Annotated in this window: 17 protein-coding genes and 2 pseudogenes; 9 read left to right on the top strand and 10 right to left on the bottom strand. The window is 55.0% G+C overall.

Features of this window, described 5'->3' with window-relative positions:
• Nucleotides 1-622: 622 nt before the first annotated feature.
• On the bottom strand, nucleotides 623-2,242 hold the full coding sequence (locus E2484_RS11915) for an AAA family ATPase (RefSeq protein ID WP_170977321.1): 1,620 nt from the start codon (nucleotides 2,240-2,242) through the stop codon (nucleotides 623-625).
• 277 nt (nucleotides 2,243-2,519) lie between these two features.
• Here E2484_RS11915 and E2484_RS11910 point away from each other — a divergent pair, with 277 nt between their 5' ends.
• Nucleotides 2,520-4,853 (top strand): tetratricopeptide repeat protein, encoded by a 2,334-nt coding sequence (locus tag E2484_RS11910; protein WP_137285455.1) that lies wholly within the window; start codon nucleotides 2,520-2,522, stop codon nucleotides 4,851-4,853.
• A gap of 19 nt (nucleotides 4,854-4,872) precedes the next feature.
• Here the strand turns inward: E2484_RS11910 and E2484_RS11905 are convergent.
• Both E2484_RS11905 and E2484_RS11900 read right to left on the bottom strand, forming a co-directional pair.
• Nucleotides 4,873-5,259: pseudogene (locus E2484_RS11905) on the bottom strand (IS5/IS1182 family transposase); the annotation flags it as partial.
• A gap of 124 nt (nucleotides 5,260-5,383) precedes the next feature.
• On the bottom strand, nucleotides 5,384-6,364 hold the full coding sequence (locus tag E2484_RS11900) for a winged helix-turn-helix domain-containing protein (protein ID WP_137285454.1): 981 nt from the start codon (nucleotides 6,362-6,364) through the stop codon (nucleotides 5,384-5,386).
• A gap of 174 nt (nucleotides 6,365-6,538) precedes the next feature.
• Here E2484_RS11900 and E2484_RS11895 point away from each other — a divergent pair, with 174 nt between their 5' ends.
• The 4 genes and pseudogenes from E2484_RS11895 (at nucleotide 6,539) to E2484_RS11880 (ending at nucleotide 10,506) form a co-directional block, all read left to right on the top strand.
• The gene (locus E2484_RS11895; RefSeq protein ID WP_137285453.1) at nucleotides 6,539-6,835 is read left to right on the top strand and encodes a hypothetical protein; all 297 of its coding nucleotides are present in this window, start codon (nucleotides 6,539-6,541) and stop codon (nucleotides 6,833-6,835) included.
• A 299-nt stretch (nucleotides 6,836-7,134) separates the two neighbouring features.
• The gene (locus E2484_RS11890) at nucleotides 7,135-7,620 is read left to right on the top strand and encodes an HNH endonuclease (protein ID WP_137285452.1); all 486 of its coding nucleotides are present in this window, start codon (nucleotides 7,135-7,137) and stop codon (nucleotides 7,618-7,620) included.
• A gap of 11 nt (nucleotides 7,621-7,631) precedes the next feature.
• Nucleotides 7,632-7,967: pseudogene (locus E2484_RS11885) on the top strand (DUF6166 domain-containing protein); the annotation flags it as partial.
• 535 nt (nucleotides 7,968-8,502) lie between these two features.
• The gene (locus tag E2484_RS11880) at nucleotides 8,503-10,506 is read left to right on the top strand and encodes a hypothetical protein (protein WP_137285450.1); all 2,004 of its coding nucleotides are present in this window, start codon (nucleotides 8,503-8,505) and stop codon (nucleotides 10,504-10,506) included.
• Between the two features lie 248 nt (nucleotides 10,507-10,754).
• Here the strand turns inward: E2484_RS11880 and E2484_RS11875 are convergent, their stop codons facing one another.
• Entirely contained in the window at nucleotides 10,755-12,044 is a 1,290-nt protein-coding gene (locus E2484_RS11875) for a GIY-YIG nuclease family protein (protein ID WP_321112531.1), read from the bottom strand.
• A gap of 245 nt (nucleotides 12,045-12,289) precedes the next feature.
• Nucleotides 12,290-13,210: an ADP-ribosylglycohydrolase family protein gene (locus E2484_RS11870; protein ID WP_137285448.1), complete on the bottom strand. Its 921-nt coding sequence runs from the start codon at nucleotides 13,208-13,210 to the stop codon at nucleotides 12,290-12,292.
• A gap of 61 nt (nucleotides 13,211-13,271) precedes the next feature.
• Between E2484_RS11870 and E2484_RS11865 the strand changes: the two genes are divergently transcribed.
• The 4 genes from E2484_RS11865 (at nucleotide 13,272) to E2484_RS24960 (ending at nucleotide 16,993) form a co-directional block, all read left to right on the top strand.
• A complete protein-coding gene (locus tag E2484_RS11865; RefSeq protein ID WP_137285447.1) occupies nucleotides 13,272-13,739 on the top strand; it encodes an 8-oxo-dGTP diphosphatase in 468 nt (155 codons plus the stop codon).
• 388 nt (nucleotides 13,740-14,127) lie between these two features.
• Entirely contained in the window at nucleotides 14,128-15,099 is a 972-nt protein-coding gene (locus tag E2484_RS11860) for a sugar phosphate isomerase/epimerase family protein (protein WP_137285446.1), read from the top strand.
• Nucleotides 15,100-15,110: 11 nt separating this feature from the next.
• Nucleotides 15,111-16,259 (top strand): Gfo/Idh/MocA family protein, encoded by a 1,149-nt coding sequence (locus E2484_RS11855; protein ID WP_137285445.1) that lies wholly within the window; start codon nucleotides 15,111-15,113, stop codon nucleotides 16,257-16,259.
• A 578-nt stretch (nucleotides 16,260-16,837) separates the two neighbouring features.
• Nucleotides 16,838-16,993, top strand: coding sequence for a hypothetical protein (locus E2484_RS24960; protein WP_170977320.1), 156 nt, complete (start codon nucleotides 16,838-16,840; stop codon nucleotides 16,991-16,993).
• Between the two features lie 368 nt (nucleotides 16,994-17,361).
• On the opposite strand, the gene E2484_RS11845 is transcribed toward E2484_RS24960, so the two are convergent.
• From E2484_RS11845 to E2484_RS11825, 5 genes are all read right to left on the bottom strand, one after another.
• Nucleotides 17,362-18,765 (bottom strand): glycerate kinase type-2 family protein, encoded by a 1,404-nt coding sequence (locus E2484_RS11845; RefSeq protein WP_137285444.1) that lies wholly within the window; start codon nucleotides 18,763-18,765, stop codon nucleotides 17,362-17,364.
• 258 nt (nucleotides 18,766-19,023) lie between these two features.
• Entirely contained in the window at nucleotides 19,024-19,941 is a 918-nt protein-coding gene (locus E2484_RS11840) for a sugar phosphate isomerase/epimerase family protein (RefSeq protein ID WP_137285443.1), read from the bottom strand.
• A complete protein-coding gene (locus tag E2484_RS11835) occupies nucleotides 19,941-21,026 on the bottom strand; it encodes a Gfo/Idh/MocA family protein (RefSeq protein WP_137285442.1) in 1,086 nt (361 codons plus the stop codon). Before E2484_RS11835 ends, E2484_RS11840 begins: the two co-directional genes overlap by 1 nt.
• The gene (locus E2484_RS11830; RefSeq protein WP_137285441.1) at nucleotides 21,023-22,177 is read right to left on the bottom strand and encodes an ABC transporter ATP-binding protein; all 1,155 of its coding nucleotides are present in this window, start codon (nucleotides 22,175-22,177) and stop codon (nucleotides 21,023-21,025) included. The genes E2484_RS11835 and E2484_RS11830 overlap by 4 nt, the downstream gene beginning before the upstream one ends.
• A 51-nt stretch (nucleotides 22,178-22,228) precedes the next feature.
• Entirely contained in the window at nucleotides 22,229-23,122 is an 894-nt protein-coding gene (locus E2484_RS11825; RefSeq protein WP_137285440.1) for a carbohydrate ABC transporter permease, read from the bottom strand.

Raw genomic sequence — 23,122 nt, 5'->3', positions numbered from 1 at the left:
ACTCGCCGGTGACACACCCCATGCAGAGGACGTAACAGAGAAATCATAGGCGAGAACCCGTCTCGATAGACAGAACAGGTTAGTACTTATCGCTAACCATGATTCATCCGTTCTTCTACCTGGTCACGTCGAATCGATTTCACTCTATGGGTAGGCAGGAAGTGATGAGATGATTGTTCTTGACTGGGGGACTGAGACAGTGGAACGGAGGGCCCACATTGAATCGTAAATGAAAGATTCGCACCACGAATTGATCATCGGTGAACCTACTTCTGACGCGACCACACGGGGATGCAATAACACAGAATCCAATCCCGAAAATTGCACATATCACCATCCGGCTGTGTGTGCAAACTCGGCGGTCGGCCAGTGCGACTCGGTGCGCCACTCGCCCCAATCACGGCCGACTCTGATTCCATTTATATACCCCACTGTTTTAGTAACCCAATAGAGCTAGGTTCTGGGAGGTCGTGTGCAAAAATGTGCGACTCCGAATGACAGACAAACGCGAGCGCCGGATGGACGCCCCGCTCGACGCAACCGACGAGAACACCAAGAGCAAGACTTTCGACCAAGCCGCTGAGTTCTGGTTGATCCGGCCTCTGTATTGTTGATTCGTCAATTATTGGAATGCGGGCGTTGGCTCCAGTTCAGTTTGGTACAGCCGCCCATCTTCGAACTCTTGGTATGCTAACTGTAATATTTCACGAGAGAGTTCCACATCAGCTGCGGTCATCGCTTCTTGTCCGCGCATGGCAATCGTTACGGCCCGTTCACAGATGGCCGCGATATCCGCTCCTGTCACCGTGTCAGTCATTTCGGCGAACCATTCTGGAGTCACCTCACTTGCCAGTACGAGATCAGTAGTGTGTTTCTCGAAGATTTCTGCCTGAGTCTCGTCTTCAGGTTTCCCAATTTCGAGGTGATAGTCGAAGCGGCCAGGGCGGAGCAGCGCTGGATCCAACGTTTTCGGCCGGTTCGTTGCGGCGATTACGACGACTTGATCAAGTCGTTGAATCCCGTCGAGTTCGGTCAGTAGGGTGTTCACTGCGTTCTCGTCGGCATGAGGCGTTCCTCGCCGTGTGCCTAGCGAGTCGAACTCATCGAAAAAGAGAATCGCCGGAGCGTTGCGTTGCGCTCGATAGAAAAGAGCTGGAATTTGGTTCGCTGGACCACTGCGCCCAGACTTCAACGCCGGTGCATTGACGGAAATGAATGTGTGATCGAGTTCGTTTGCCAACGCTCGCACTAACATCGTCTTCCCGGTGCCAGGCGGTCCGTGTAACAGAATGCCTCCTCCAAAATCCACACCGAGTTCGTCAGCTAAGTCCGTCCGCGTGAGGGCTTGTTGTACCTGCTCAATCAGTTTTCGTTTCGCCGTTTCGTGGCCCCCGATATCGTCGAACGTTATCTCAGGAACATCGACGTCAATCAACGTCGCTTCATCCTGGATTTTCTCAATTCGGTCCTCGTTAACCTGTTTGATGACCGTGGCGATATCGTCTTCGTCAAGCGGTGGGGACACACCATCGTTTGTTTGTGCGGTGACTGCCGCTCGACGACTAACCATTTCGAGATCATCCACGCCAAAACGATCAGTTTCCCGAGCTAACCGATTGAAGTCATATGCGTCGGCATTGATGCCAGCAATGTTCTGACTGACCGACATGAGTTGGTTCTGTAGAATCTTCCGGCGGCGGTCGATATCGGGCCGTTCCATCTCAAGAACGACATCCATGGCTCGAATATAATCTTGAATTTCTGGCCCATGCATCCGTTGGTTATCAACTACGCTGAGAGCCACGATATCGTCACCCTGTTGACGAGCAGAATCGATCTTGGTCTGGAACTTGCGGATAGCATCTGACGAGAGATAGTCATCGAAGCAGTCCAAGACGATGACAGCTGGCTGCTGATGAATTGCTTTCTCTAGAATCTCTTCCATTAGTTCGACTGGCTGTTGTTTGGAACGGGCAAGAGATTCGATATGCAGCCAGTCGTACTGGTGTGTAGTTAGTTCACCGACGGTTGCCTGGGCAAGACGTCGTTTGCCAGCCCCCTTTGGACCATAGAATAGTGCTGTCGTTGTCCGAAATTTGTTGGGACTGTTTCCGGTGGCGCTTTCCAAAATTGTTTCTCTGAGCTCAGTAAGTTGATCGTTAAGGCCGAAAATTGAATCAAAATCAATATCTGGGGGCGATTGGAGTTGGAAGCGTCCGTCCGAGTCAGTATCGCCATTCATACTCCACACCATTGTCTATTAACAGATAAGTATCATTGATTAGGGTTGGTGTTTCTGACTGAGTAACGGTGATTTGGCGAGAAACATCATTTCAATATGAGACTAAATCCTCGCCGGTAGAAATCTTCGCGGTTGCGGGTCGATATGGTAACCTCCCTCGCCTATTGACTTTCGTTATCCGCAACCAGTAGTTGGTGTCCGGGCAAGGGCTCGAAATTTGCTTGACCATTCCAGGTCCCCTAGTTATATTTGGAGGACATTACAACATCCCGATAAAATGGTTGTCGGGGAATTCATTACTGCTGCGTCAGCCGCTAAAACTGGCTATGTTCAGGTTCGAGACTGGGCCGACAGTCGACGAGACATTGAGGCATTTGATGCCTTCGAACAGCGGTTCGTCGAAACCCTCGAACGCGCCCTAGAGCAGCTAGCTCGCCAAGATATAGACTGTCAGATAATCGTCAATCGCTACGAAGCCCATCGAGAGGATGTCCTTCGTCAGCTTAAAGACGTGAACTTCGGCGACCAACAGAAGACTGTCGATTTGATGGTTGATGTGATGGTGGAGATCGTTCTTGAGGAACTCGAAGAGTACGACATTGATGAAGACGACCTCCGTAAAGCCGTTGAGACGGCCTACAAAGAGGCGCTCGAAGAGTTCATCCGGAAGGCCACTAGCGAAGACCAACGCCTCCAACTCGAAATGACACGTGACATCCAGGAGAATGTCGAAGAGCTCACTAAAGCCCTGAACGGATTTAAACGGCAATTGAATGCACGCCCGGAGTTAATCGGCCGACAGGAGAAGTACCGGCTGTTGTATCCACCGACGGACGACAACTGGATTGAAGAACTCGCATACGAGCTGGAAGTCCACACTGAGCGGCAGGAACTGCCCTTTCTCGAACCTGAAGGCTTCGACATCGTCACCGATTCGGAAACCGAACGGGTGCTGCTGGCAGGTAGAAAGGGCTCTGGCAAGTCCCAAACGCTGGTTGAGGGTGTCGCGGAGGTGGGAACGACTGTCGAGTTCAGCCGAGTGGTCGTGGTCACGGATAAAATTGGTGGGACGGAAGATCTAGCCAAAGCATTTCAGACTATCGACGGCGACGCGCTGCTGGTGTTCGACGACATCCAAAAGAGTGTGACCAAAGGGCTTGATATCGAGGATGCACTGACCGAACTCCAACAACGAGTCGATCCTTACGATCTGTACGTGCGAGCCACCGTCCGCAGTGAGGACCTCGGCGGCATACTGCCCGAGGGTTGGAACCTTGAGAATCTCACCGGTCGAACCGATCGCGGAGCGAAACACGAGCAATGGACGCGCTTCGAGGCGGAGCGGCTCCCACCGCTGGAGGGAGAGCGCCTCGAGCGATTCGTGGCGGAGGTCCTTGAACTCCATGACATCGACGTGGAGGACGATTTGCGCGAGGAATTCATCGAGGCGGTCACCGAGCGCGACCCGACGCCGTTCTACGTAACCTCCGTGTGTGAGAATGCAGGGTCGCGGCTTACTCGTCAAGATCTCAAACACCTTCCAGACACCGCTGTAGAACACTGGGAGCGAAAGTATGGGGAACTCGATGATGCTACGAAGGACTTACTGCACGCCATTATCGTGCTCGATACGCTCGAGGTCGAAAAGCGTGAGCGGGTCCTCAAGTCCCTCTATGAAAGCAAGGTGTTCGGTGGCGATCGGTTTTCTGCAGCCATCGATGCGGCGGCTAAACGGGGATGGGTGACGATCAAAGAGTGTAGACGGCGAGATACGCACGTAGTGATTCACGACATCCGGATGGAAGCAGTGGAGTTCGAACTGGAAGAGGTCTTTTTCGATCTCTCGGAGTTTTTGTTGAACAATCGCCGAGTGGATCGGTTCCCGGATGATCTCGGGGCAACTATGAATGCGGCCTTCGCCGAGCACGTTTTTGAGAATCAACTCGGTACACGTCCAGTCGAGGACGCAGACCGGCACTTTGAGCGAGCAATCGATTTGGTCCAAGAATCACCGAGGGTCTATACCGCTTACGCCGACTTCCTCGACTCGCAGAACGCGTCATTGAGTGAGATTGAAGACCTGTACGAAGAGGCTCTTGAACTCTCTCCCGGCGACAGCATGATTCGAAAGAAGTTCGCACTTTTATTACGTTGGCAAGGCGAGACCGATCAGGCGATTGAGGTTTACAAAGAGGGCCTCGAACAAGATTCCGGCGACAGTCTGATTCGCCATGGGTTTGCGGAGTTCTTGGCCGAGCAGGATGAGGTCGATCGGGCAATTGAGGTCTACGAAGAGGGCCTCAAACACGCCCCTGGCGACACCAACCTCCGCTGGTGTTTCGCGATTTTATTAGAGAGGCTGAATAAAGTCGACCGGGCGATTGAGATCTACAAAGAGGGCCTCGAACAAGACCCCGGTGACAGTCTGATTCGCCGTAGTTTCGCGGAGTTCTTGGCCGAGCAGGGTGAGATCGACCAGGCAATCAAAGTATACGAACCTATTATCGAACAGTCTTCTAGCAACACCAGGCTTCGAGAGGAGTTTGCAGAATTTCTTGAAGAGTGCGGACTGCCGGACCAAGAAAAAAAGGCCGCCGAGCATATGGAATAACGTCTTTCAGACACAAACACGTTAAGTGCTTTGAGGCGTGACTACGGTCAAAACCGGATGCATCGATACCGACGACACCGTTGGTCGGGAGAAGCGTAACCGAGAGGTTGAGCAGGACACGCCAAACCGCCATATCGAGCCGACTGAACGCCTTACATAACGTCGAAGGAGATGGGAGTTCCTCAAGGTCGATGGCACTCCGAATGCGGGGCATCTCGATGAGTTCATCGAGAAGCGTCCGGTACGTCGTATTCTTCCGAACCTTGAGGCAGAGCAAGACGATGTGCTGGTGGAGTGAGTACCGTCGTTTCGAGAACTTCGAGGAGTAACGAGCGACAGCTCGCCGAGCCAAGTGAAATGCCTGCTCAACAAACCGGAGTAACCGCGACTTTGGGAGGGCTTGCATCTGGTCAGACTACCGGACGAATCTGTAACTCTCCGAGGGTTTCAACAGAGCCACTGAGGTGACCTTGTTGAGATCCTCCCCTGCTGATAGGATTGACCGACTGTGCGCAATACAGAGGGTGCATTCATCGGGCGGTCTCAGATGTCGTGCCTTTCGTTACGTCAACCACGTCCAGATTGTCGTCGACGGTCAGAGTGAGCGCATCGTCGTCGATGGTGAACGTGAACCGCGCCTCGAACGGTTCTACCGAGAGGACATCTTCGTCGTAATCCGTCCAGACGCGCTGGTCTTCGGGCGTCGGAGAGACGGGGTTTATATCCTGAGCGACCAGAAACGCAACGAAATCAAAGTTGGTCAACAGGAAATCTGCGAAAAAGCCGCCCGCGGTGAAGATACATTTCGGACAGCAGTGTTCGATTTTGATGCCATGGCGGTAGCTACACTCGTCGCAAAGGCCGTCGGTGGTGTCGTGATTCGAGCAGATACTGACTGATGACTCGAGGGACGCAGAACAGCGGGGACAGAGGCCGTTCGCTGGTTTCAGTAGAAGCAGATGATTCCAAATCGTCGCAGCCTCTACCACGGCCTCGGGGGTGCGGTCAGTGACGCCGGCGGGCGGGAGATTCTTCTTGCCGAGATATCCACGGTCTTCCGGATCAATCGAGACGCCAGGCAAGGCTGTCTGCCCGTACGTGCCTGGACACGCGGTACAGTAGCGGTGGAGTCGATTCTGATGGAAATGCACCTCTATCGGGGAGCCACAGTACGGACAGTGGTGGTCAGTCTGGCGAGAGTCGAGTGCGGGGTTGTCGGTGACTGTCCCCGAGAGGACGGCTTCGACCACGCGGTTGCCCGCTGGGCGGAGGGCGTACCCATCGTCGGTCTTGCGGACGAAGTGCCCCACCAGCTGCTTGAGGTGGTAGGTGAACTGGGCGCCGTGGCGGATGCCGACCCGCTCGCGCAGTTCCGAAAAGGATAACGACTCGCCGAAGCCGGCCTCCCCCAGCGTTTGCAGGATTTTCATACGGGTTTCGTTCCCCAGCACGGCGAATGCCTCGTCGGGCGCCAGCGTCGTGGAGTCCTTCATCTTCTCTTTGCGTGTCATATGCAATCATACCCCAACCAAATACGTAAACGCTCCGAACCCTCGGATTGCTGTCTGAAGCGCGGTTAAGACACATGTTTGGCTGAAGTGGAGTTGAGACATACAATCGACTAAAATGTTTTTTAGCTAACACTTATTGGCACAGCAGGCGTCGTCCCGGATGGAGGTGAGAACATGACCCATCAGCTACCCAGACACTGGCTCCTGACGCTACTCATCGTGATCGGGAGCCTCGCGCTCGTGGGGGCTACTCCGGCACTGGCTGACGAACTGCCCGCGGACGGTGGCCCAGGTGACGCCTGCCCTCACCGCACTGCTGACGCCTTCGAGGCCATCGACGCCTACGAAACGTCACTGTCCGACACCGGAAAAGTACCAGAGACCGACATAATTCGCCGAATCCAGTCCATCGTCTCCCAACTCAATTTCGACCTGTCACGAATGGACTGCGCCACGGAAACGTCGCAGTAGACCGCTCCGCGGTCGTTGATTTCTATTTATACAAAAGTGGGGACGGCAGGTAATTGCTCACAGATACAGACGTTCATCGAAACGATTCGCAGTCTGAGAAAAGCGGGCGAACCGTATACCGCTCTGAGTGTATCGATGCGCTCCGTCTCTATTGGACGACGCCTCGGTGACAGATACGCGCGCTGTATTCAGTAGATTGTCTGAGAACTATCACCGATTGAGGGTTTCAACAAGGCCGGATTTTTTCACCCCCTGAGGGGTGCGGGGTGCTCGAAACGGCGTCCGCTAGCAAACAACTCATGACCGAATCAGAAACACCATGGAGAGACGAATCGCTCCTTCGCAAACTCTACTGGGAACAGCACCTGAGTACGAACGAGATCGCCGACAAACTGGGCTGTCGCCAAGTGACCATCTGGAAGTGGATAGACCGCTTTGAGATTCCGCGTCGCAGCGCATACGAGGCAGCTACAAATAGACGCCTTCATCCAGCCGTCTTTACCGACCGTGGATACGTGGTCTGCGCGTCGAATTACCGTGGAACAAATGATTCAGTTGGAATCCATCGACTGGTGATGGTCGCTGAACACGGCTTCGACGCCGTTGCCGGCAAACACGTCCACCACCGGAATGGTATATGGTTTGATAACCGGCTAGAGAATCTCAAACACCTCAGTCGAAGTGAACACGCCCAGCGTCATGGCTTTGGGACGGATATTCGGCCATCATCTGAGGAAATCGACTACTCACACCGAGAACGTGATGACCAGGGCCGATTCAAATGACATTCGAGGCCTACATCGGCGAACGGCAACAAGGACAGCTAGTCGTCACTTAGATGCCAGAAGGAACGCGGCTGACGCCTGAGCGAAGCCTGGAACTTGCAAATCACAGTCCGAGTGGTTTCGAGGTTGGACATTGTGGCAGCGGGCCAGCACAACTCGCGCTTGCACTCCTACTGGACTACACCGGCGACGAGGACGTCGCGCTAGCCCATTACACTGCGTTCAAAAACATAGTTGTGAACCAGTTGGATTGTACTCGTCCCGAGGGGTGCTGGCGACTCACAGGCACCGACATCAAAGAAGCACTTCGCGGACTGTCCGACGAAGCGGTCGCACCGCCCAACTGAACGATGAGCAGTATAAGTACACCATGGCAGAAAATAACGTACCTTCTCGTGCAGAGACCGACTCGGTACCGACCAATGACGAATCCTCACTAACAGATTACGTCGAGCGTAACGATGTTGGTGTCTCGCTCACGGTGAAACTCAAGTGAGGAACTGGGACGTGGGATAATGACGAGAAGATGGAGATCGCCCAAGGGTTAGTTCTCTGTCTCGCTACAGTGGTAGCACTCGAAGCACAGCAGGCCCTTACTGTCCGGGCTGGAACACCATAGACGAGGACGGCAGGGTCGCCGAGATCTCGAAATAGGTCTGCTACTATGACCGTGAGCATCCTGACGAATGCATCGTCGAGCGCGGAGAAGCCCCACTAGGGTCGTTTTAACAGGCATTCGAACTGCCGTAATCCCGATGGTAGCATGGTTGGGGCAACCCAATGGAACTGGTTCAATGTGGATGAATTTGTAGATGTACTTCGTGTCCGGGCTTGTGTTTGCTCAGGGCCGCATTCTGATAATAGGGAATATCAATGAGAAACATGACAATAACTGATAAAACCATTGATAATGTTTATATATGGAATGATTGTGGTGGAGAAGGTGAATATTCGATGGCACAAAAAGGAAATCGATTGGAAACTCTTGATCGACGTATATTACTGAAGGGGATTCTCGGAACTCTAGGGTTAGCGACTCCCAGAGCGAAGGGAAGTGAGGCGCAGAGTCGAAATGAAGAAGCCACTGCCGTCAGCAGATTTGATGAGGCATATACAATAAAGGAGAAAGTCGGTGGCGGTCTTGAGAAGGTAGATAGCCAGCATACCGCATTCATTAATAGAAACGGTACGGTTTTTGGACGGCATCGAATCGGAGTCGGATTTCTCGGTGCAGTAACCGTCGGAAGCACAGCTGTTGCCACCAAAAATTTCATTTCGCAGAATAAAGGTACAAAGCCGATTACGCTGGATTACAATCTGGCTGGGAGTTGTGTAATGAAACTTCCTTCTGCCGTAGGCCCAGTGCCATATAGCCAGAATGCCCTCCTTCTCTATGCGTCAATTTTAGATTCGAATGGAAGTGTTATAGATTCCTTACATATACCGATATACAATAAGGCAGTACCGGAGCCGAGTGACGCAATTACCGAACAAATTGTGAACTTTGTTCTCACAACGTCTAAGAAGACGGCTATGGAAGTGATAGATCTAGCGAAAACCACCAAAGATATCGTCAATACCGCGACAGGGATAGGAACGGCTGTGAATGAGGATTACGAGAAATCGGATTCTATTGTCTTGACACCAAACCTCGAGAAAGGAAGAAAATATACTCTCCAAGTGAACATGTATGCAGCTAGTGCCGCTCAAATAAGATCGCCTATTCCGATTCCAGGTGGTGCATTTACTGATTTCCTGTTTAACGGCGATCTCGGCTTTGATTTAGAATCAAACTCAGGCAATACAGCCGGAACGATAGAGTTCCTCGATTGCACTACTGTTCGCGTTACGGGGGACTTCGAGACCGGGATGATGTATTGGTCAGCATATGTTCCTGGGATAATCAACAATCAGGATCCCTTTGGACCAATTTCAGGGACAGAAACCATCACCATCAGTGATATCCAAGGGGTGAGCGATGATATTACGGAGAAATCTGTCATCGACGCTGTGGCGGTCTTCAAAGGGGAGTATGACTCCTCGCCAGACCTTCGAAAGGAAAATCCACGCTTAGACGACTGTCATACGCGAGCAAAGACAGACGAAGATGGAGGAAGCGCGACGAACACAATCAAGATAGAAAGTGACGGCGGTGGTGTTGCTCGCTATCAATTTACCGCGACAGGGAGCGTGAACCAGAAAGATTCTGGCGATGACGTCCGAGGAAATCAAGCTTCCGGACATGTTGGCCCTAAAAGGGGTACGGATACATTCGTCTTTAAAGGTGAAATCACTGATCTTAGCGTTGATGGACCTGCCACGGTGTATATCAACGATGAGGAGGTTACCCCCGAGAATATAGGTGATTCAAACGAGAAATCAGAGGGCACGATCACAATAAAAAGTGAAGGAGGTGGTGTTGCTCGCTATCGCATCTACGCGACGGGATATATCAACCAAAAAGATAGTGGTGATACCGCTCGCGGTCATGTTGCTGAAGGACACGTAGGGCCTGACCGGGGGACAGATACATTCGCCTTCGGAGGTGAAATTCAAACCATTTGGGTGGACGGTCCAGCAACAGTATATATTAACGGAAGACAGGTTAATCCAGATAATTACGGGGGAAACGATAGCACTCGACAACACACAATTCGAATCGAGAGCAATGGGGGCGGTGTCGCAAATTACGAATTTACGGTAACGGGGACCGTTCGACAGAAAGACAGCGGAGATAACGTTAGCGGGAATACCGCATCTGGACATGTCGGACCAGACCGGGGAACGGATACGTTCGTTTATACCGGTTCAATTACAGGATTCTCTCTTGACGGCCCAGCCACAGTCTATGTAGACGGTGAAGAAATCGACCCAGATTCACTTTGATGAGTGAAGGAGCAGCCTTGCTATTAACGAGGGTACGGTTTTCGTAGTTATTCAAAATCGCTTGTGCAACCGCAAAAACTGAGGGTGAAGGCGAGAGAGACCTACACGGTCGGACACCATCGTCCAAGAGTTCCGCAACGAAGTATACGACGGCACGGCCGAGTGAAACGGTGTACTGCCAGATAGTCATATAGTCTGGAGTTATAGAAAGTGCGAGGCGAAAACCAACGGCTTCAGCTGTGAGTAGCTTACTCTGAGGCAGATCGAAACTGGAATTCCTTCCGGTTTGCAGGTGCCTCCTTTGGGACCTCATGGTGGTTAAGAAGCTGATGGGGGTACGTTTCATAGGCCAATCCAATCAACAGTCCTTCCACTTCAGCTAAATACGCTGGATAGCCGTACGGTCCTGAATATTTTTGCGGGTCCCATGCTCGTATCCAGAGGTATGTTTGGTCTTTGAGTCGGTGGGTTCCTTGTTCAAATAGCTCGCTGGCCCAGCTGAGTTTCTTTGAATCTTCACCGAACACCGTTTCTGATAGCTCTCCGACGTGCCAGTAACTTCCATCACCCCAGCGAGCGAAACTCCGCGTTCCAGTTCGATCCTTTGCGATCTCCTTGAAGTTCGCACTCAGTTCGTTCTTTTTCCCGTATGCCTCTGCTTTGCCGATATATCGTGGGATGATATCGTCTGGTGAGGGATTGTCGGATGTAAGCTGGTACATGACGTATAACAGTCCGTGGGGGCCGTCTTTCACACCAGTTCTATGAACACAGCGCTTCCCTTCTTGGCGGATCTGAGTATCAATTGCGTCACTCCGCTTGAGTACCGTCGACGATCCAACATCCGTGAGTTCTACGACGAGATTTTCGTCCGTCTCGAAAAGTGGAATCGGATCCGCCTCTTCGGAGTCAAGAATCTCCTTATGGATTGTGTGTTCAACCCAGTTGTGCCAGAGATCTGCTTTGCCTTTGCCACTTAGGTCGCGACCTGTGTTGCCAGCGGCCATCTTTGCTTCTTCGTTTGGGGTATCGTTATCCAGGTCGACCCATTCGGGACCCACCTTCCCCATCTCGTGCGGGACCCTGTTTGGAACGAAATCTCGGTTGGCGAAAACCCGATTGAACTGTGGACTAGAGTGGACGAGACCGACGGTCTTCGCCTCAAGCTCTTGTCGATACGTAGGATACCCATATGGGCCAGTCTCAATCTCGTCAACATCAACTACCCATGCATAAAGCGGTGAATCTGCTCGCTCGTAGACCGTCGCGATGTGATCGTATTTCCCGTAACTCCCCCACGATCCATCGTCTTCCCATTCCAAGATTGGGAGGGCATCGCGCACCTTCCTGAAATGGTCCATGAGTCGGCTTGCGACATTGCTCGTCTCTCCAATGTAGACTGGAAGGATATCAGACGGCCCCTGAACAGGGTCGTCAAGGAGATACAACAGATACAGGTAATCGCCAGTACCCCGCCCTAAACGGTACGAGTCGTATGCATTAGTCATCTCCAACTCTGTACCGGAATCGTCAATCATTGGAACAGGGTCCGGCGTATCAGCTGTATTGATATCCGTGAGTACGGTCTGTGACACCCACTGGTCCCACAACCCGCTTTTTGATTGATTTTTCACCATCGGTCGGCTAACGAAGTGTGAACAGAACGACTACCTCAAAGCATCGATTTCACCGAATACTACAAACATCCGCTATCTCTACCGACATGGTTTCGAGTGGGTATTCACGTCGACTGTCCAGTTACAATCGAACGCCAAGACGTACATCAGTCTCCCTCCACGGTGCATAGGTCGGTAGCGAGGCGGCGGAGCTCGCGTTCCTCATCGATCTCGGCTACCCATCGGGCTGGGAGTTCGCTTGCGCCGAACCGAGCACCTGCGACGGCGCCAGCGACGGCACCGACCGTGTCCGTGTCGCCACCTCGGTTCACGGCGGTGACGATGGCGTCCTCGGCGGTGTCGGCCGTGAGTACGTCATGGAGGGCCGTTTGGAGTGTATGCACGACATACCCCGACGTCGAAAGGGAGTCCGGGCGATCGCCGTTGGCGAGTGGTTCAAGCGCAGCTTGCAATTCGGCTGGCATATCCGCGCCTAGTCGGTCGAGGGCTCCTGTAAGGGGGTTTGGCGCGTTGTTAAGATATCCTGCGATAGTGAGGTTCAGCACCGCACATCCATAGGTACACCGGGGATCGGCGTGCGTGATCTGTGATGATTGGCGGCTAACCCTGGCAAGTGTCTCTAGGTCGTCCGCGTAGGGAATTGCCAGCGGTGGACACCGCATGATGCTACCGTTGCCAGCGTTGCTTCCTTCTGGACTTGCTTCCCACACCTGCTGGCCAGCGACATCCCAGGGGTCTCCTTGCTTGAGACGGTTAATTGCTTGGGCGGTCATGTTGCCGATGTCAAAGGGGCCGCTGTCGTACCAGTCGACGAACCGGGACGCAACATCTGTCGGGTCAAAGTTGTCGCACTCAACGAGGCTTCGGGCGATGCAGAGTGCGAGGTCAGTATCGTCGGTAATCGTGCCGGAAGGCTTCCCCCACGTTCCGTCGCCTACCATCTCTGTGAGCGTGTCATAGTCGTGTGCGATTCGGTCGGGAGACCAGAATTCGACTGGTCGTCCAAGCGCGTCACCGCATGCCAACCCGAGGAGGACACCCCGGCCATCTAATTCATCAACAGCCATTCCTAAGTAAAATTGAGGGTTCAACCTTTAAGATAGCTTCCCCGGTACTCCTTTACAAGACATGCGTGACGCGACTCTCTGCTATGTCTTCGATGGCAACGAAGTCCTCTTCATCGAGAAGAAACGTGGACACGGCGAAGGCCGATACGTTGGTCCTGGGGGTAAGGTTGAGGACAAGGAATCCATCGCGGAAGGCGCAATCCGCGAGACACGCGAGGAGACGTCTATCGTCGTGGATTCTGTTGAGAAGATGGGTGAATTAGAGTTCTACTTTGCCGAGGATCCATTCATGCAGGTCCATGTCTTCCGCTCGGAATCATTCTCCGGTAAATCATCTGAATCCGAGGAGGCAACACCAGTTTGGCTTAACGCTGATGACCTTCCGTACGACGAGATGTGGGACGCTGACAAGCATTGGCTCCCCTACCTCATCAAGGGAACCACCTTCACAGGCACATTCTGGTATGACGAAGACGGCGACGACCTCCACGAATACACCCTAAAGACGGGCGTCGATTTGGAATTATAGGCCAACGGCTCTGTTAAATACTTAAATGGTGATAGGAAGTGCGTGGTGAATACAGAGGCTGTATTCGATACGAGAGACTTCTGTAGACCAAGACCTACTTATAAACACCACAACCCATCACTAATCCGTAGAAAGCAGTGATTCAGGGATGCCAGCCCGTATAGCCGGAATTATGACAGATGTTTTTATTCTTGGGTCCGACTTTGTGCGCCGTAACGCGCACGATAAATAGTAACTCATAAAAGAGACATAGTATTTGCGGATAGAGTAAAACTATCATCGGTATCCACCAAAATGCGAATAACGTTTTTGCTTTTATGAGATATTATGGTGTTAGGTGTATTGCTATCACCAGAAACATTAACTAACTCTGTAGTAATTATGCTCCATGGACATCGGCGTTCTCACCGTTCCGCTCGGCGGCCAGTCGCTGGACGACGCGCTGGCGTACCTCCACGGTATCGGGGTCGACGCGGTCGAACTCGGCTGCGGGGGCCACCCCGGCGACACTCACCTGCCGCGCGAGGAGTATCTGGACGACGATGAGGCCCAGAATCACCTGTTCAACCTGCTCGACGAGTACGAGTTGCGCATCTCGGCACTGGCGACGCACAACAACCCCTTGCACCCCGACGACGAGAAAGCCGAGCGGGCCGACACCGAGCTCCGAGAGGCTATCGAGCTCGCCGACCAGCTCGACGTGAACGCGGTCACGACCTTCTCGGGGCTGCCGGCAGGGAGTCCGAACGACGAGACACCCAACTGGGTGACGGCACCCTGGCCGGGCGAGCACGCCGAGGCCCACCGGTACCAGTGGGAGGAGGTCGCCATCCCGTACTGGCAGGACCTCGCGGAACACGCCGCCGACCACGGCGTGAACGTCGCCATCGAGATGCACCCGAACATGCTAGTGTACGAGCCCTCCGGGATGCTCCGGCTGCGCGAGGAGACCAACGAGCGCATCGGCGCGAACTTCGATCCCTCGCACCTCTACTGGCAGGGCATCGACGTGACCGACGCCATCCGGTTCCTGGGCGAGCACGACGCCATCCACCACTTCCACGCCAAGGACACCAAGGTGTACGACGCCAACGCCCGGTACAAGGGCGTGCTCGACACGGTGCCCTACGACGAGGAGGCCAATCGGTCGTGGCTGTTCCGGTCGGTCGGCTACGGCCACGGCGAGGACCACTGGAAGGACGTCGTGAGCACGCTCCGGATGGTCGGCTACGACGGCGCGCTCTCGATCGAGCACGAGGACTCGCTGACCAGCTCCAACGAGGGGCTGGAGAAGGCGGTGGCGATGCTCCAGCGCGCGGTGTTCCGCGACCAGCCCGGCGAGGCCTACTGGACCGAATGAGGTGACCGACGATGGCAATCAAAATCGGTGTCCTTGGTTATCGATTCATGGGGAAGGCTCACGCGAACGCGCTGGCGCGATTATCGATGTTCTTCCCGGAGGCGCCCGAGGTCGAGCGCCACGTGCTGGTCGGCCGCGACGAGGAGGCGCTGGGCGAGGCGGCCGACCGCCTCGGGTTCGAGCGGACCGCGACCGACTGGGCGAACGTGGTCGACGAGGTAGACGCTTTCTTCAACCTCGGGCCGAACCACGTCCACGCCGACCCGTCCGTCGCAGCGCTAGAGGCGGGCACACCGGTACTCTGCGAGAAACCCCTCGCCAACGACCTCGACACTGCCGAGCGCATGGCCGACGCCGCGGCCGAGGCGGGGGTGCCGACCGCCACCGCATTCAACTACCGGTACGTCCCGGCCATCCGGTACGCGAAGAACCTGATCGAGGCCGGCGAACTCGGCGAGATCCACCAGTTCCGGGGGCGGTACCTCCAGGACTGGTTGGTCGACCCTGAGGTGCCGTGGTCGTGGCGAACCAGCGAGGAGCTGGCCGGGAGCGGCGCGCTGGGGGATCTGGGCGCGCACACCATCGACCTCGCGCGCTTCCTCGTCGGTGACGTCGAGCGCGTCAGCGGGCACCTCCGGACCTTCGTGGACGAACGGCCCGTCGAAGGTGACGAGAGTGACGGCGACCCCGAAACCCGGCCAGTCACGGTCGACGACGCCTACTCCGCGCAGGCCGAACTTGAGGGCGGCGCGATGGCCACGTTCGAGGCCTCGCGGTTCGCCACGGGCCACAAGAACGACCACACCGTCGAGATTCACGGTTCCGAGGGGAGCCTGCGGTTCTCGCTCGAACGCCTGAACGAACTAGAGGTGCTACGGGGCGACGACAGGGGGTACGAGACTGTGCTGGTCACCGACGCCGACGACCCCTACATCGAGCACTGGTGGCCGCCGGGCCACGTCATCGGGTGGGAGCACACCTTCGTCCATGAGAACTACGAGTTCCTCTCGGCGGTCGACGCGGCCTGTGACGGAGGCGGCGCGGACGCCGGCAGTTCTGACGGCGACTACCACCCAAACTTCGAGGACGGCCTCGCAGTCCAGCGGATTCTGGCGGCCATCAAGGAGAGCGACGACCGTGGCGAGAGGATGGAAGTATAATACACGGTATTAGTATTCCGCTTAATTCACTTCTGTCCTTTAACCCTCCTCTGTTAAATGATAGAGATACGGTGTAGGGTTGGTCACGAGATTAGCAAGTCTGAGGCTGGGAAAGACCGAAGTATGAGTATAATATTTACGCCTCTAGCAAATCGCCAGTTCGGACTACAGAGGATGAATTCAGCACGTCCATCAGTACGAGACGGAAGACGAGTCGGAGTTCGACATTGCGGCGAGCCAGTCTAGGTAGGAGTATCTAAGAGCAGGTCCTCGTCGTTGATGGCTAAGTCTTCCATACCTGGTCCTCAAGTGGGTTGGGGACGGACCCCGCGGTTAGGCGTTGAATGTCTACTCGCCGCGGCCCGTCGCACTGCCGTAGTGCTGGTCCATGCCGAGGAGCCTGTCGCGCTTCCACTGGAAACTCGTGCGATGGACGTACGCGAGTCTGTTCTCTGCTTGAAGGCCACCGCAGCCAGTGAATGCGCTGTGGTCCCGCGGACGTGCTGGCGTAACCTCGATTGAGAACGTGCTTCGGGTGGTGTCCGAAACATTCGCGACTTGACCGCCGCTCTGCGTGTATGGGTTCGGTAGACTTCATCGAGGCCTTGGTCGTCCGGAAGGTCGGTTTCCCGAACGACTATCTCGACGGCATATCCGTCGTTCGCTACGGCTTGCAGTTTCGTCCGGAGTCGGACGAACCGGTTAGTGTCCTGCTGGCTGATCGACGCCTCTGAACGTGTAGCGTACGTCTCTCCGGTCGGGAGGCGGCCGACAATGTGCGCGGCGCCGGCGTACTCGAACATATCATCCTTGGAAGACTCCAGGACGAACGTGTCGTACTCGGGAACACGGCCAACGAGTGTCCATCCAGAGGGGTCGAGAACTGGTTCGTCCCACCCGCCCTCGGCGACGGACGTGTATGTTTTCACGGTGGCACCGCGTGGGTCCGCGACGACGACCCTTACGGGGCGCGCATTCACCGTCTCCACCTAATCCCAAGGCAGTTCACTGAACAGACATTGACTAGGCCCCTCGCCAATTCAGGACTCTAACGTCCAATTGCTGGCGAGCCGGGTGGATTCAGTGTGTGCAGTCGGTACTGTCAGTTGTCCTCAACCACGATGATCCTAAGGTCATTGACGTTCGTTCCCGTAGGGCCAGTCTCGACAAGCGTCCCAGCGTCTCGGAGTGGGGCTAATGCATCATTGTCGTGTAGTGATTCGACCGCTCGTTCACGATCGGAGGGAGCGATCGTTTCCGTATCGACGACGGCGCCTGCTGTCTCTGTCGCTCCATCGTGGCCATCAGTGTCGATACTTCCGATGCACACTTTCTCGGGTAGGTCACTTCTTTCAAGTTCGAGTGCCCCTGAGAGGGCAAACTCCAAATTAGGCCCGCCAGTGCCGTCTCCGGAGACAGTGACAGTGGTTTCGCCCCCCGAAATGAGCACTGCAGGCGGGTCGATCGGGCGCCCGCTCTGGAGGCACTCTTCGGCGATAGCGACATGGACCTTCGCTGATTCTCGGGCTTCACCGGAGATACGGGCTGACAGGACCAATGCGTCGTAGCCATGGTCGCGAGCGTGTCTGCATGCGGCGTCAATAGCAGTCTCGTTGTCTCCGAGCACGCAGTTTTCCACTATCCGATTGGTGTCGTCCGTGACGGCTCTCTGGGCTGGCTGCGCTGTATCACCTGCCGAATTGCTGGTCCCGGAAGTGTCTCCATCGGACGCTGCACTCAGGAACTGCTGGAGGTTGTCTGAGAGGGATACGTCGTAGCGTTGGAGAATAGTATGTACCTCGTCTGACGTCGTGGTGGCCGGAACAGTTGGTCCACTCGCGATAGCGGCGGGGTCACCGCCGACGACATCACTCAGGAGTAGACCAATGACATCGGCAGGTGCCGCAATCGATTGGAGGCCGCCCCCTTTGAGACGAGAGAGGTGTCTTCGAACTGTATTTACATCCGTGATGTTGGCACCTGCGGTCAAGAGATCGTCTGTCACCGTTCGGAGGTCGTCGATAGTACAAGGTCCGGCAGGCGCGGCCAACAGCGCGCTGCCTCCACCAGTTACCGGCGCAAGGATGAGTGTGTCTTCGGTAGCTGTTTGCGCGTCGTCAAGGAGATCGGCAGTTGCGGTGACATTGCGCTCCGTCGGTAAGGGATGGTCACCCTCGTGTACCGTTATCAGGTCAGTGTCGACGGGCATATTAGTGACGATACTCCCGCTGTCGAGGCGCTCGCCGAGTTTCTGCTCGAGTACCTTGGCCATCTCACCTGCGGCTTTTCCGCCACCCAAGACACGAACTTCGTCCCATCTGTCAAGCGAAACCTCTATTCCGTCATCGTCCGTCAGCGGGTTAATCACCAGCTGAGCTCCCTCGACGGTGACCGTTTTCTCGATGACTGTTTGGGGATGCGCGGCTGCGATGCCTGCCGCTAGGCAGTCGCGAACAACTGACTCAGGGGTAAGTTGATTGGTATCACGATTCGGCGGGTCGCTCACGATTGCATCTCACCTCGCTTGTGAACGACAGCGCGGGGTGGCCGGATGGTACCGGGCGGGTGGAATCTACCTCCAGTGCCTACTTTATAGGAGTGGTTATCACCCACGATGGCTGAGAGCAAAGTGGGCTGGTGCTTTCCAGATAGCGATTGCGCTGTACTATGTGAATTCCGTGTCGTCGTCATGTTGTGTAGTGCGTAGCGTTTCAAAAAGAGCGATTGCTGTTTGTACTCTCGAAATGGTATCGTTACGGCAATCTCAGAGGTATGGGGCTAACTCACGATACCCGATTTCGGCGCCTTTCCAGAACCGTTCCACACTGGTCTCGAACGTTGGGTCTTCATGCTCGATTACGAGCGCTCCGTCGAAGCCGGCGTCGTAGAGCGTTCGGATGTAGGCACTCCAGTCGATGTCCCCGAGTCCAGGGATCCGGTAGCGCCACCAGTGGTCCTCAGTCGACGCACGATCGGCCAAGATACCGATCTCGTCCCGGCGCTCGGTTCGGATTTCTGTGTCCTTCGCGTGCGCTTGAAAGATCCTATCACTGTATCGATTGATCATCTCTGTATGGTCGATATCGAGCCAGTAGAGATGACTGGGGTCGTAATTCAGCCCCAGGTAGTCGCTATCGATTGCTTCGAAGAGTTCGTCCCAGATGGCTGGGCTGTAGAAGAGGTTTGTTCCATAGGCTCCGTAATGGTCCATCGGACAGTTTTCGATCATCAGGCGAACGTCGTGACGCTCTGCGAACGCGACGATCTCGGGCCACTCTGATTTTGCGTCCTCTAATGCCTTATCGATCGGCATAGATGGATCACGGCCGATGAACGTTCCGACCAAATCGATATCCATGTTCGAGGCGGCTCGAATCACGTCTTTCAGGTGCGCCTGATTCCCTTGTCGCTCCTCAGGGTCCGGGTGGAGGTTGTTCGGATAGTACGCTAACGACTCAACCGTAAGGTCGTACGCGGCGAGTTCGTCCAGTACGCTTTGCCCGTGTTCTGGCTCTTCAGCGGCCCGACTTGGGGAAAACCGAAGTTCATCTGTGTTTCGCACGTCGTCGTCCGCCGGCCACGCCGCCAGTTCGAGCGTCTCATACCCGATATCGCTTGCTCGTGCGGCGATTGCATGGAGGTCTGACTCGTGGCACGTCGCGGTGAGGAGGCCGAGTTCCATTAGTCGTCTCCCTCCACCTGTGCGGATTGGACCGTTTCGCTCCGAGCGGTGTCGATTAGGTGTTGTACGTGGGCTCGCTGACCGGAGTCGGCAGCACGATATGCGGCTTCGGTTAACGCCGTTACTTGGAGTCCATATTCGCCGCTCACGGCTGGCTCGTCGTTTGCTCTGACAGCATCGAAGAAGTTCTCTAGTTTCTTTTGGGCCAACATCTCGAACGAGGGATCAGTCTCGACGGGAATTTTTTCTGCGGTATCGCGTTCTCCCTCTCCTTTGCCGTGCCGTGTGAGCCCCGATTTGGTGAACGAGAGTCGCCCGTCGGTCCCCCAGATGAAGAGCCCTTCCTCCGTTCCGCTCGTACTGGTCCCATCAGCCGTCACACTGACGCTCGCTGTCACGGGGTTGCCGTTGCGTTCGAGTTCGATTGCCAGCGACGAGTTCACGTCACATTCGTGCTGGCGGTAGTCCATCGTCGCAGCGACCGTCTGCGGTAGCGTCCCTGTCGTCCATAACAAGGTATCCAACAGATGTGAGCCGGAGTCGTATAGTTGGCCGCCACCGGACAGGTCGGGATTGCTCCGCCATGCGCTGTCGAATCGACGGATCCAGTCTTGTCCGAGGAAGCAATTGACCGTATGGAGATCGCCGATTGCACCATCATCGATGAGGGCCTTGATCTTCTGATACGCTGGATGGAAGTGGCGCTGATAGCCAACCTGTAGCGTCTGGTCTGTGGCGTTGATGCGATCAACAAGCTGCACGGCGTCCGAGATATCAGTGACCATCGGCTTCTCGAGGAAGATGTCGAGATCGTAGTCGAGGGCTTCCATTGCCTGGTCGAAGTGCAAGGTATGTGGTGTGACGATGGTGACGGCATCGAGAGCGTCGCCGTGTTCGTTGAGTAGCGATGTGCAGTCCTGATAGACTTCCCCACCGTGTGCCTTGGTGAAGGCTTCTCGGCCATCGGCTGCCGGATCGGCACCGGCGACGATGTCGACGTTATCGAGCTCCTCACAAAGCGCGAGTTCCCGCTGTGCGAGCCCACCGAGACCGATTGCACCAAGTGTAACTACGTCCTCGTTCATGCTTGACCAACCTCCGTAGCGAACTCCGATGGAAGGTTCTCGACCAAGCCTCGACGATTAACCAGCGCATCTCCAGTCGTGGTCTCGAAGAAGTGAAGCCGGCTTTCCGGGAAATGCAAGTCGACAGTTGTCCCTTCGGACACCAACTCGTCTTCTGCGAGCGTCGCAGTCAATTCAGTTCCGTTCAGGTCGAGATGGAGGATATTCCTGTCACCCATTGGTTCGACAACTTCGGCCGTCGCCGAAACGGTCGGTCCTGTTTCGTCGACAGTAGATGCTAGTTCAATGTCTTCTGGACGAATACCCATCGTAACTTGGGTTGCTGGTTCTACTTTCGTCACGAGTTCATCTGAGAGGGTGTACTCGATGTTCTCGCTTGTGAGTTGACTATCGTCTCGTTGTAGTTCTATGAAGTTCATGGATGGTTCGCCGATGAACCCTGCAACGAACAGGTTCGAGGGTTCGTGATAGCATTCGAGTGGTGTGCCGACTTGCTGGAGTTCTCCTTGGTCAAGAATGGCGATTCGATCGCCCATCGTCATCGCTTCGGTTTGGTCGTGGGTGACGTACACTGTGGTTGTGTTCAGTTCTCGTTGAAGTTCCTGAATCTCGGTTCGCATTTCGGAGCGGAGCTTTGCATCAAGGTTTGACAGCGGCTCGTCCATCAAGAAGGCCGACGGCTCCCGCACGATTGCTCGGCCTAACGCCACACGTTGTTGTTGGCCGCCGGAGAGCTGGCTCGGCTTGTCGTCCAGTAGCTCCTCGATTTCAAGCAGGTCGGCCGCCCACATCACCCGCTCTGAAATTTCATCGTCCGACATGTTCGTCGTCATCTTCAGCCCGAAGGCCATGTTCTGCCGTGCGGTTTTGTGGGGGTAGAGGGCGTAGTTTTGGAACACCATGGCGATGTTCCTTGCTTCTGGTTTTTTCTCGTTGACGACATCGTCCTCGATTCGGATTTCGCCGCCGGTCACCTCTTCGAGTCCAGCAATACAGTGAAGTGTTGTCGACTTTCCGCATCCTGATGGACCGACGAGGACGAGGAATTCGCCGTCCTCGATGGAAAGGCTCAGGTCGTCGACGGCGACAACAGTATCTCCGTTTGATTCTTGATACGACTTCGACATGTTGTTGAGTTCGAGTTGTGACATGGTTCTAGTTCGTGATCTTCGATGTTTGGTGGTGGTCTGTTCTAGTCGAGGTCATCCTTTCACGGCTCCTTCGGTCAACCCCTGTACGAAGTATCGCTGGAGAACGACGAACATGATAAGGAGCGGAAGGATTGCGACCATGCTCGCTGCTGCGATTGCTCGCCAGTTAGCGCCGTGCTGCCCTTGGAACGAGAAGATTCCAACCGCGATGGTGTAGAGTTCGGAATCGTTGAGGAGTGTAAACGCCATGACGAACTCCGTCCAGGAGAAGACGAAGTTGAAGATGGCGACGACGGCAATTCCTGGGAGCACGGCTGGCAGCAGAACGTGGTAGAGCGTCTGGAAGCGGCTACAGCCGTCGACACGTGCCGCTCGGTCGAGGTCCTCGGGGACCGTATCGAAATAACTCTTCATGAGCCAGATCGAGAACGGCAATTGGAGCCCGATGTACAGGAAGATAATACCGATGTGGGTGTTTAGTAGGTTCAGGTCTGCCATCAGGTTGTACATCGGGATGACGATGACTACTGGCGAGATCATCTGGAAGAGAAGGACCCCGAAGAGCGTTGCCTTCTTCCCGCGGAAGTCGAACCGTGAGAAGGCGTACGCGGACGGTACTGTCACGAGCACGACACCGACCACCTGCAGTACCGAGATTTTAATCGAGTTAGTCAGCCATTTAACAATGTCTGACCCCGTGAGGACTTCGCGGTAGGGTTCGAACGTGATCTCTGTCGGGATGAACCGCACGGGATACGAGAGTACTGCTCCCTCCGGTCGGATGCTCATGAGGGCGACCCAGAGGACTGGGAAGAGGAAAAACATGAGTGCCCCAGCATAGACGAGATATACCAGCCAATCAAGCATCCCGAGCGAACGCAGATACGAGATTGGCGAACGGGTTCGAAGGTTAACTGACGGAAGGCGACTATCTTCAGTGCTCAT

Source organism: Halorussus salinisoli (assembly GCA_005239435.1).
Lineage (GTDB): Archaea > Halobacteriota > Halobacteria > Halobacteriales > Haladaptataceae > Halorussus > Halorussus salinisoli.
Note: the sequence above shows the minus strand (reverse complement) of the source record. Positions and strands in the feature narration are given on the sequence as shown.

What these genes read in the sequence shown, in the direction of transcription:
- E2484_RS11825 (WP_137285440.1), bottom strand. Translation starts at nt 23,122, where the DNA reads ATGAGCACTGAAGATAGTCGCCTTCCGTCAGTTAACCTTCGAACCCGT.
- E2484_RS24960 (WP_170977320.1), top strand. Translation starts at nt 16,838, where the DNA reads ATGGGTTCGGTAGACTTCATCGAGGCCTTGGTCGTCCGGAAGGTCGGT.
- E2484_RS11900 (WP_137285454.1), bottom strand. Translation starts at nt 6,364, where the DNA reads ATGACACGCAAAGAGAAGATGAAGGACTCCACGACGCTGGCGCCCGAC.
- E2484_RS11840 (WP_137285443.1), bottom strand. Translation starts at nt 19,941, where the DNA reads ATGGAACTCGGCCTCCTCACCGCGACGTGCCACGAGTCAGACCTCCAT.
- E2484_RS11880 (WP_137285450.1), top strand. Translation starts at nt 8,503, where the DNA reads ATGACAATAACTGATAAAACCATTGATAATGTTTATATATGGAATGAT.
- E2484_RS11830 (WP_137285441.1), bottom strand. Translation starts at nt 22,177, where the DNA reads ATGTCACAACTCGAACTCAACAACATGTCGAAGTCGTATCAAGAATCA.
- E2484_RS11865 (WP_137285447.1), top strand. Translation starts at nt 13,272, where the DNA reads ATGCGTGACGCGACTCTCTGCTATGTCTTCGATGGCAACGAAGTCCTC.
- E2484_RS11875 (WP_321112531.1), bottom strand. Translation starts at nt 12,044, where the DNA reads ATGATTGACGATTCCGGTACAGAGTTGGAGATGACTAATGCATACGAC.
- E2484_RS11890 (WP_137285452.1), top strand. Translation starts at nt 7,135, where the DNA reads ATGACCGAATCAGAAACACCATGGAGAGACGAATCGCTCCTTCGCAAA.
- E2484_RS11915 (WP_170977321.1), bottom strand. Translation starts at nt 2,242, where the DNA reads ATGAATGGCGATACTGACTCGGACGGACGCTTCCAACTCCAATCGCCC.
- E2484_RS11910 (WP_137285455.1), top strand. Translation starts at nt 2,520, where the DNA reads ATGGTTGTCGGGGAATTCATTACTGCTGCGTCAGCCGCTAAAACTGGC.
- E2484_RS11895 (WP_137285453.1), top strand. Translation starts at nt 6,539, where the DNA reads ATGACCCATCAGCTACCCAGACACTGGCTCCTGACGCTACTCATCGTG.
- E2484_RS11870 (WP_137285448.1), bottom strand. Translation starts at nt 13,210, where the DNA reads ATGGCTGTTGATGAATTAGATGGCCGGGGTGTCCTCCTCGGGTTGGCA.
- E2484_RS11860 (WP_137285446.1), top strand. Translation starts at nt 14,128, where the DNA reads ATGGACATCGGCGTTCTCACCGTTCCGCTCGGCGGCCAGTCGCTGGAC.
- E2484_RS11835 (WP_137285442.1), bottom strand. Translation starts at nt 21,026, where the DNA reads ATGAACGAGGACGTAGTTACACTTGGTGCAATCGGTCTCGGTGGGCTC.
- E2484_RS11855 (WP_137285445.1), top strand. Translation starts at nt 15,111, where the DNA reads ATGGCAATCAAAATCGGTGTCCTTGGTTATCGATTCATGGGGAAGGCT.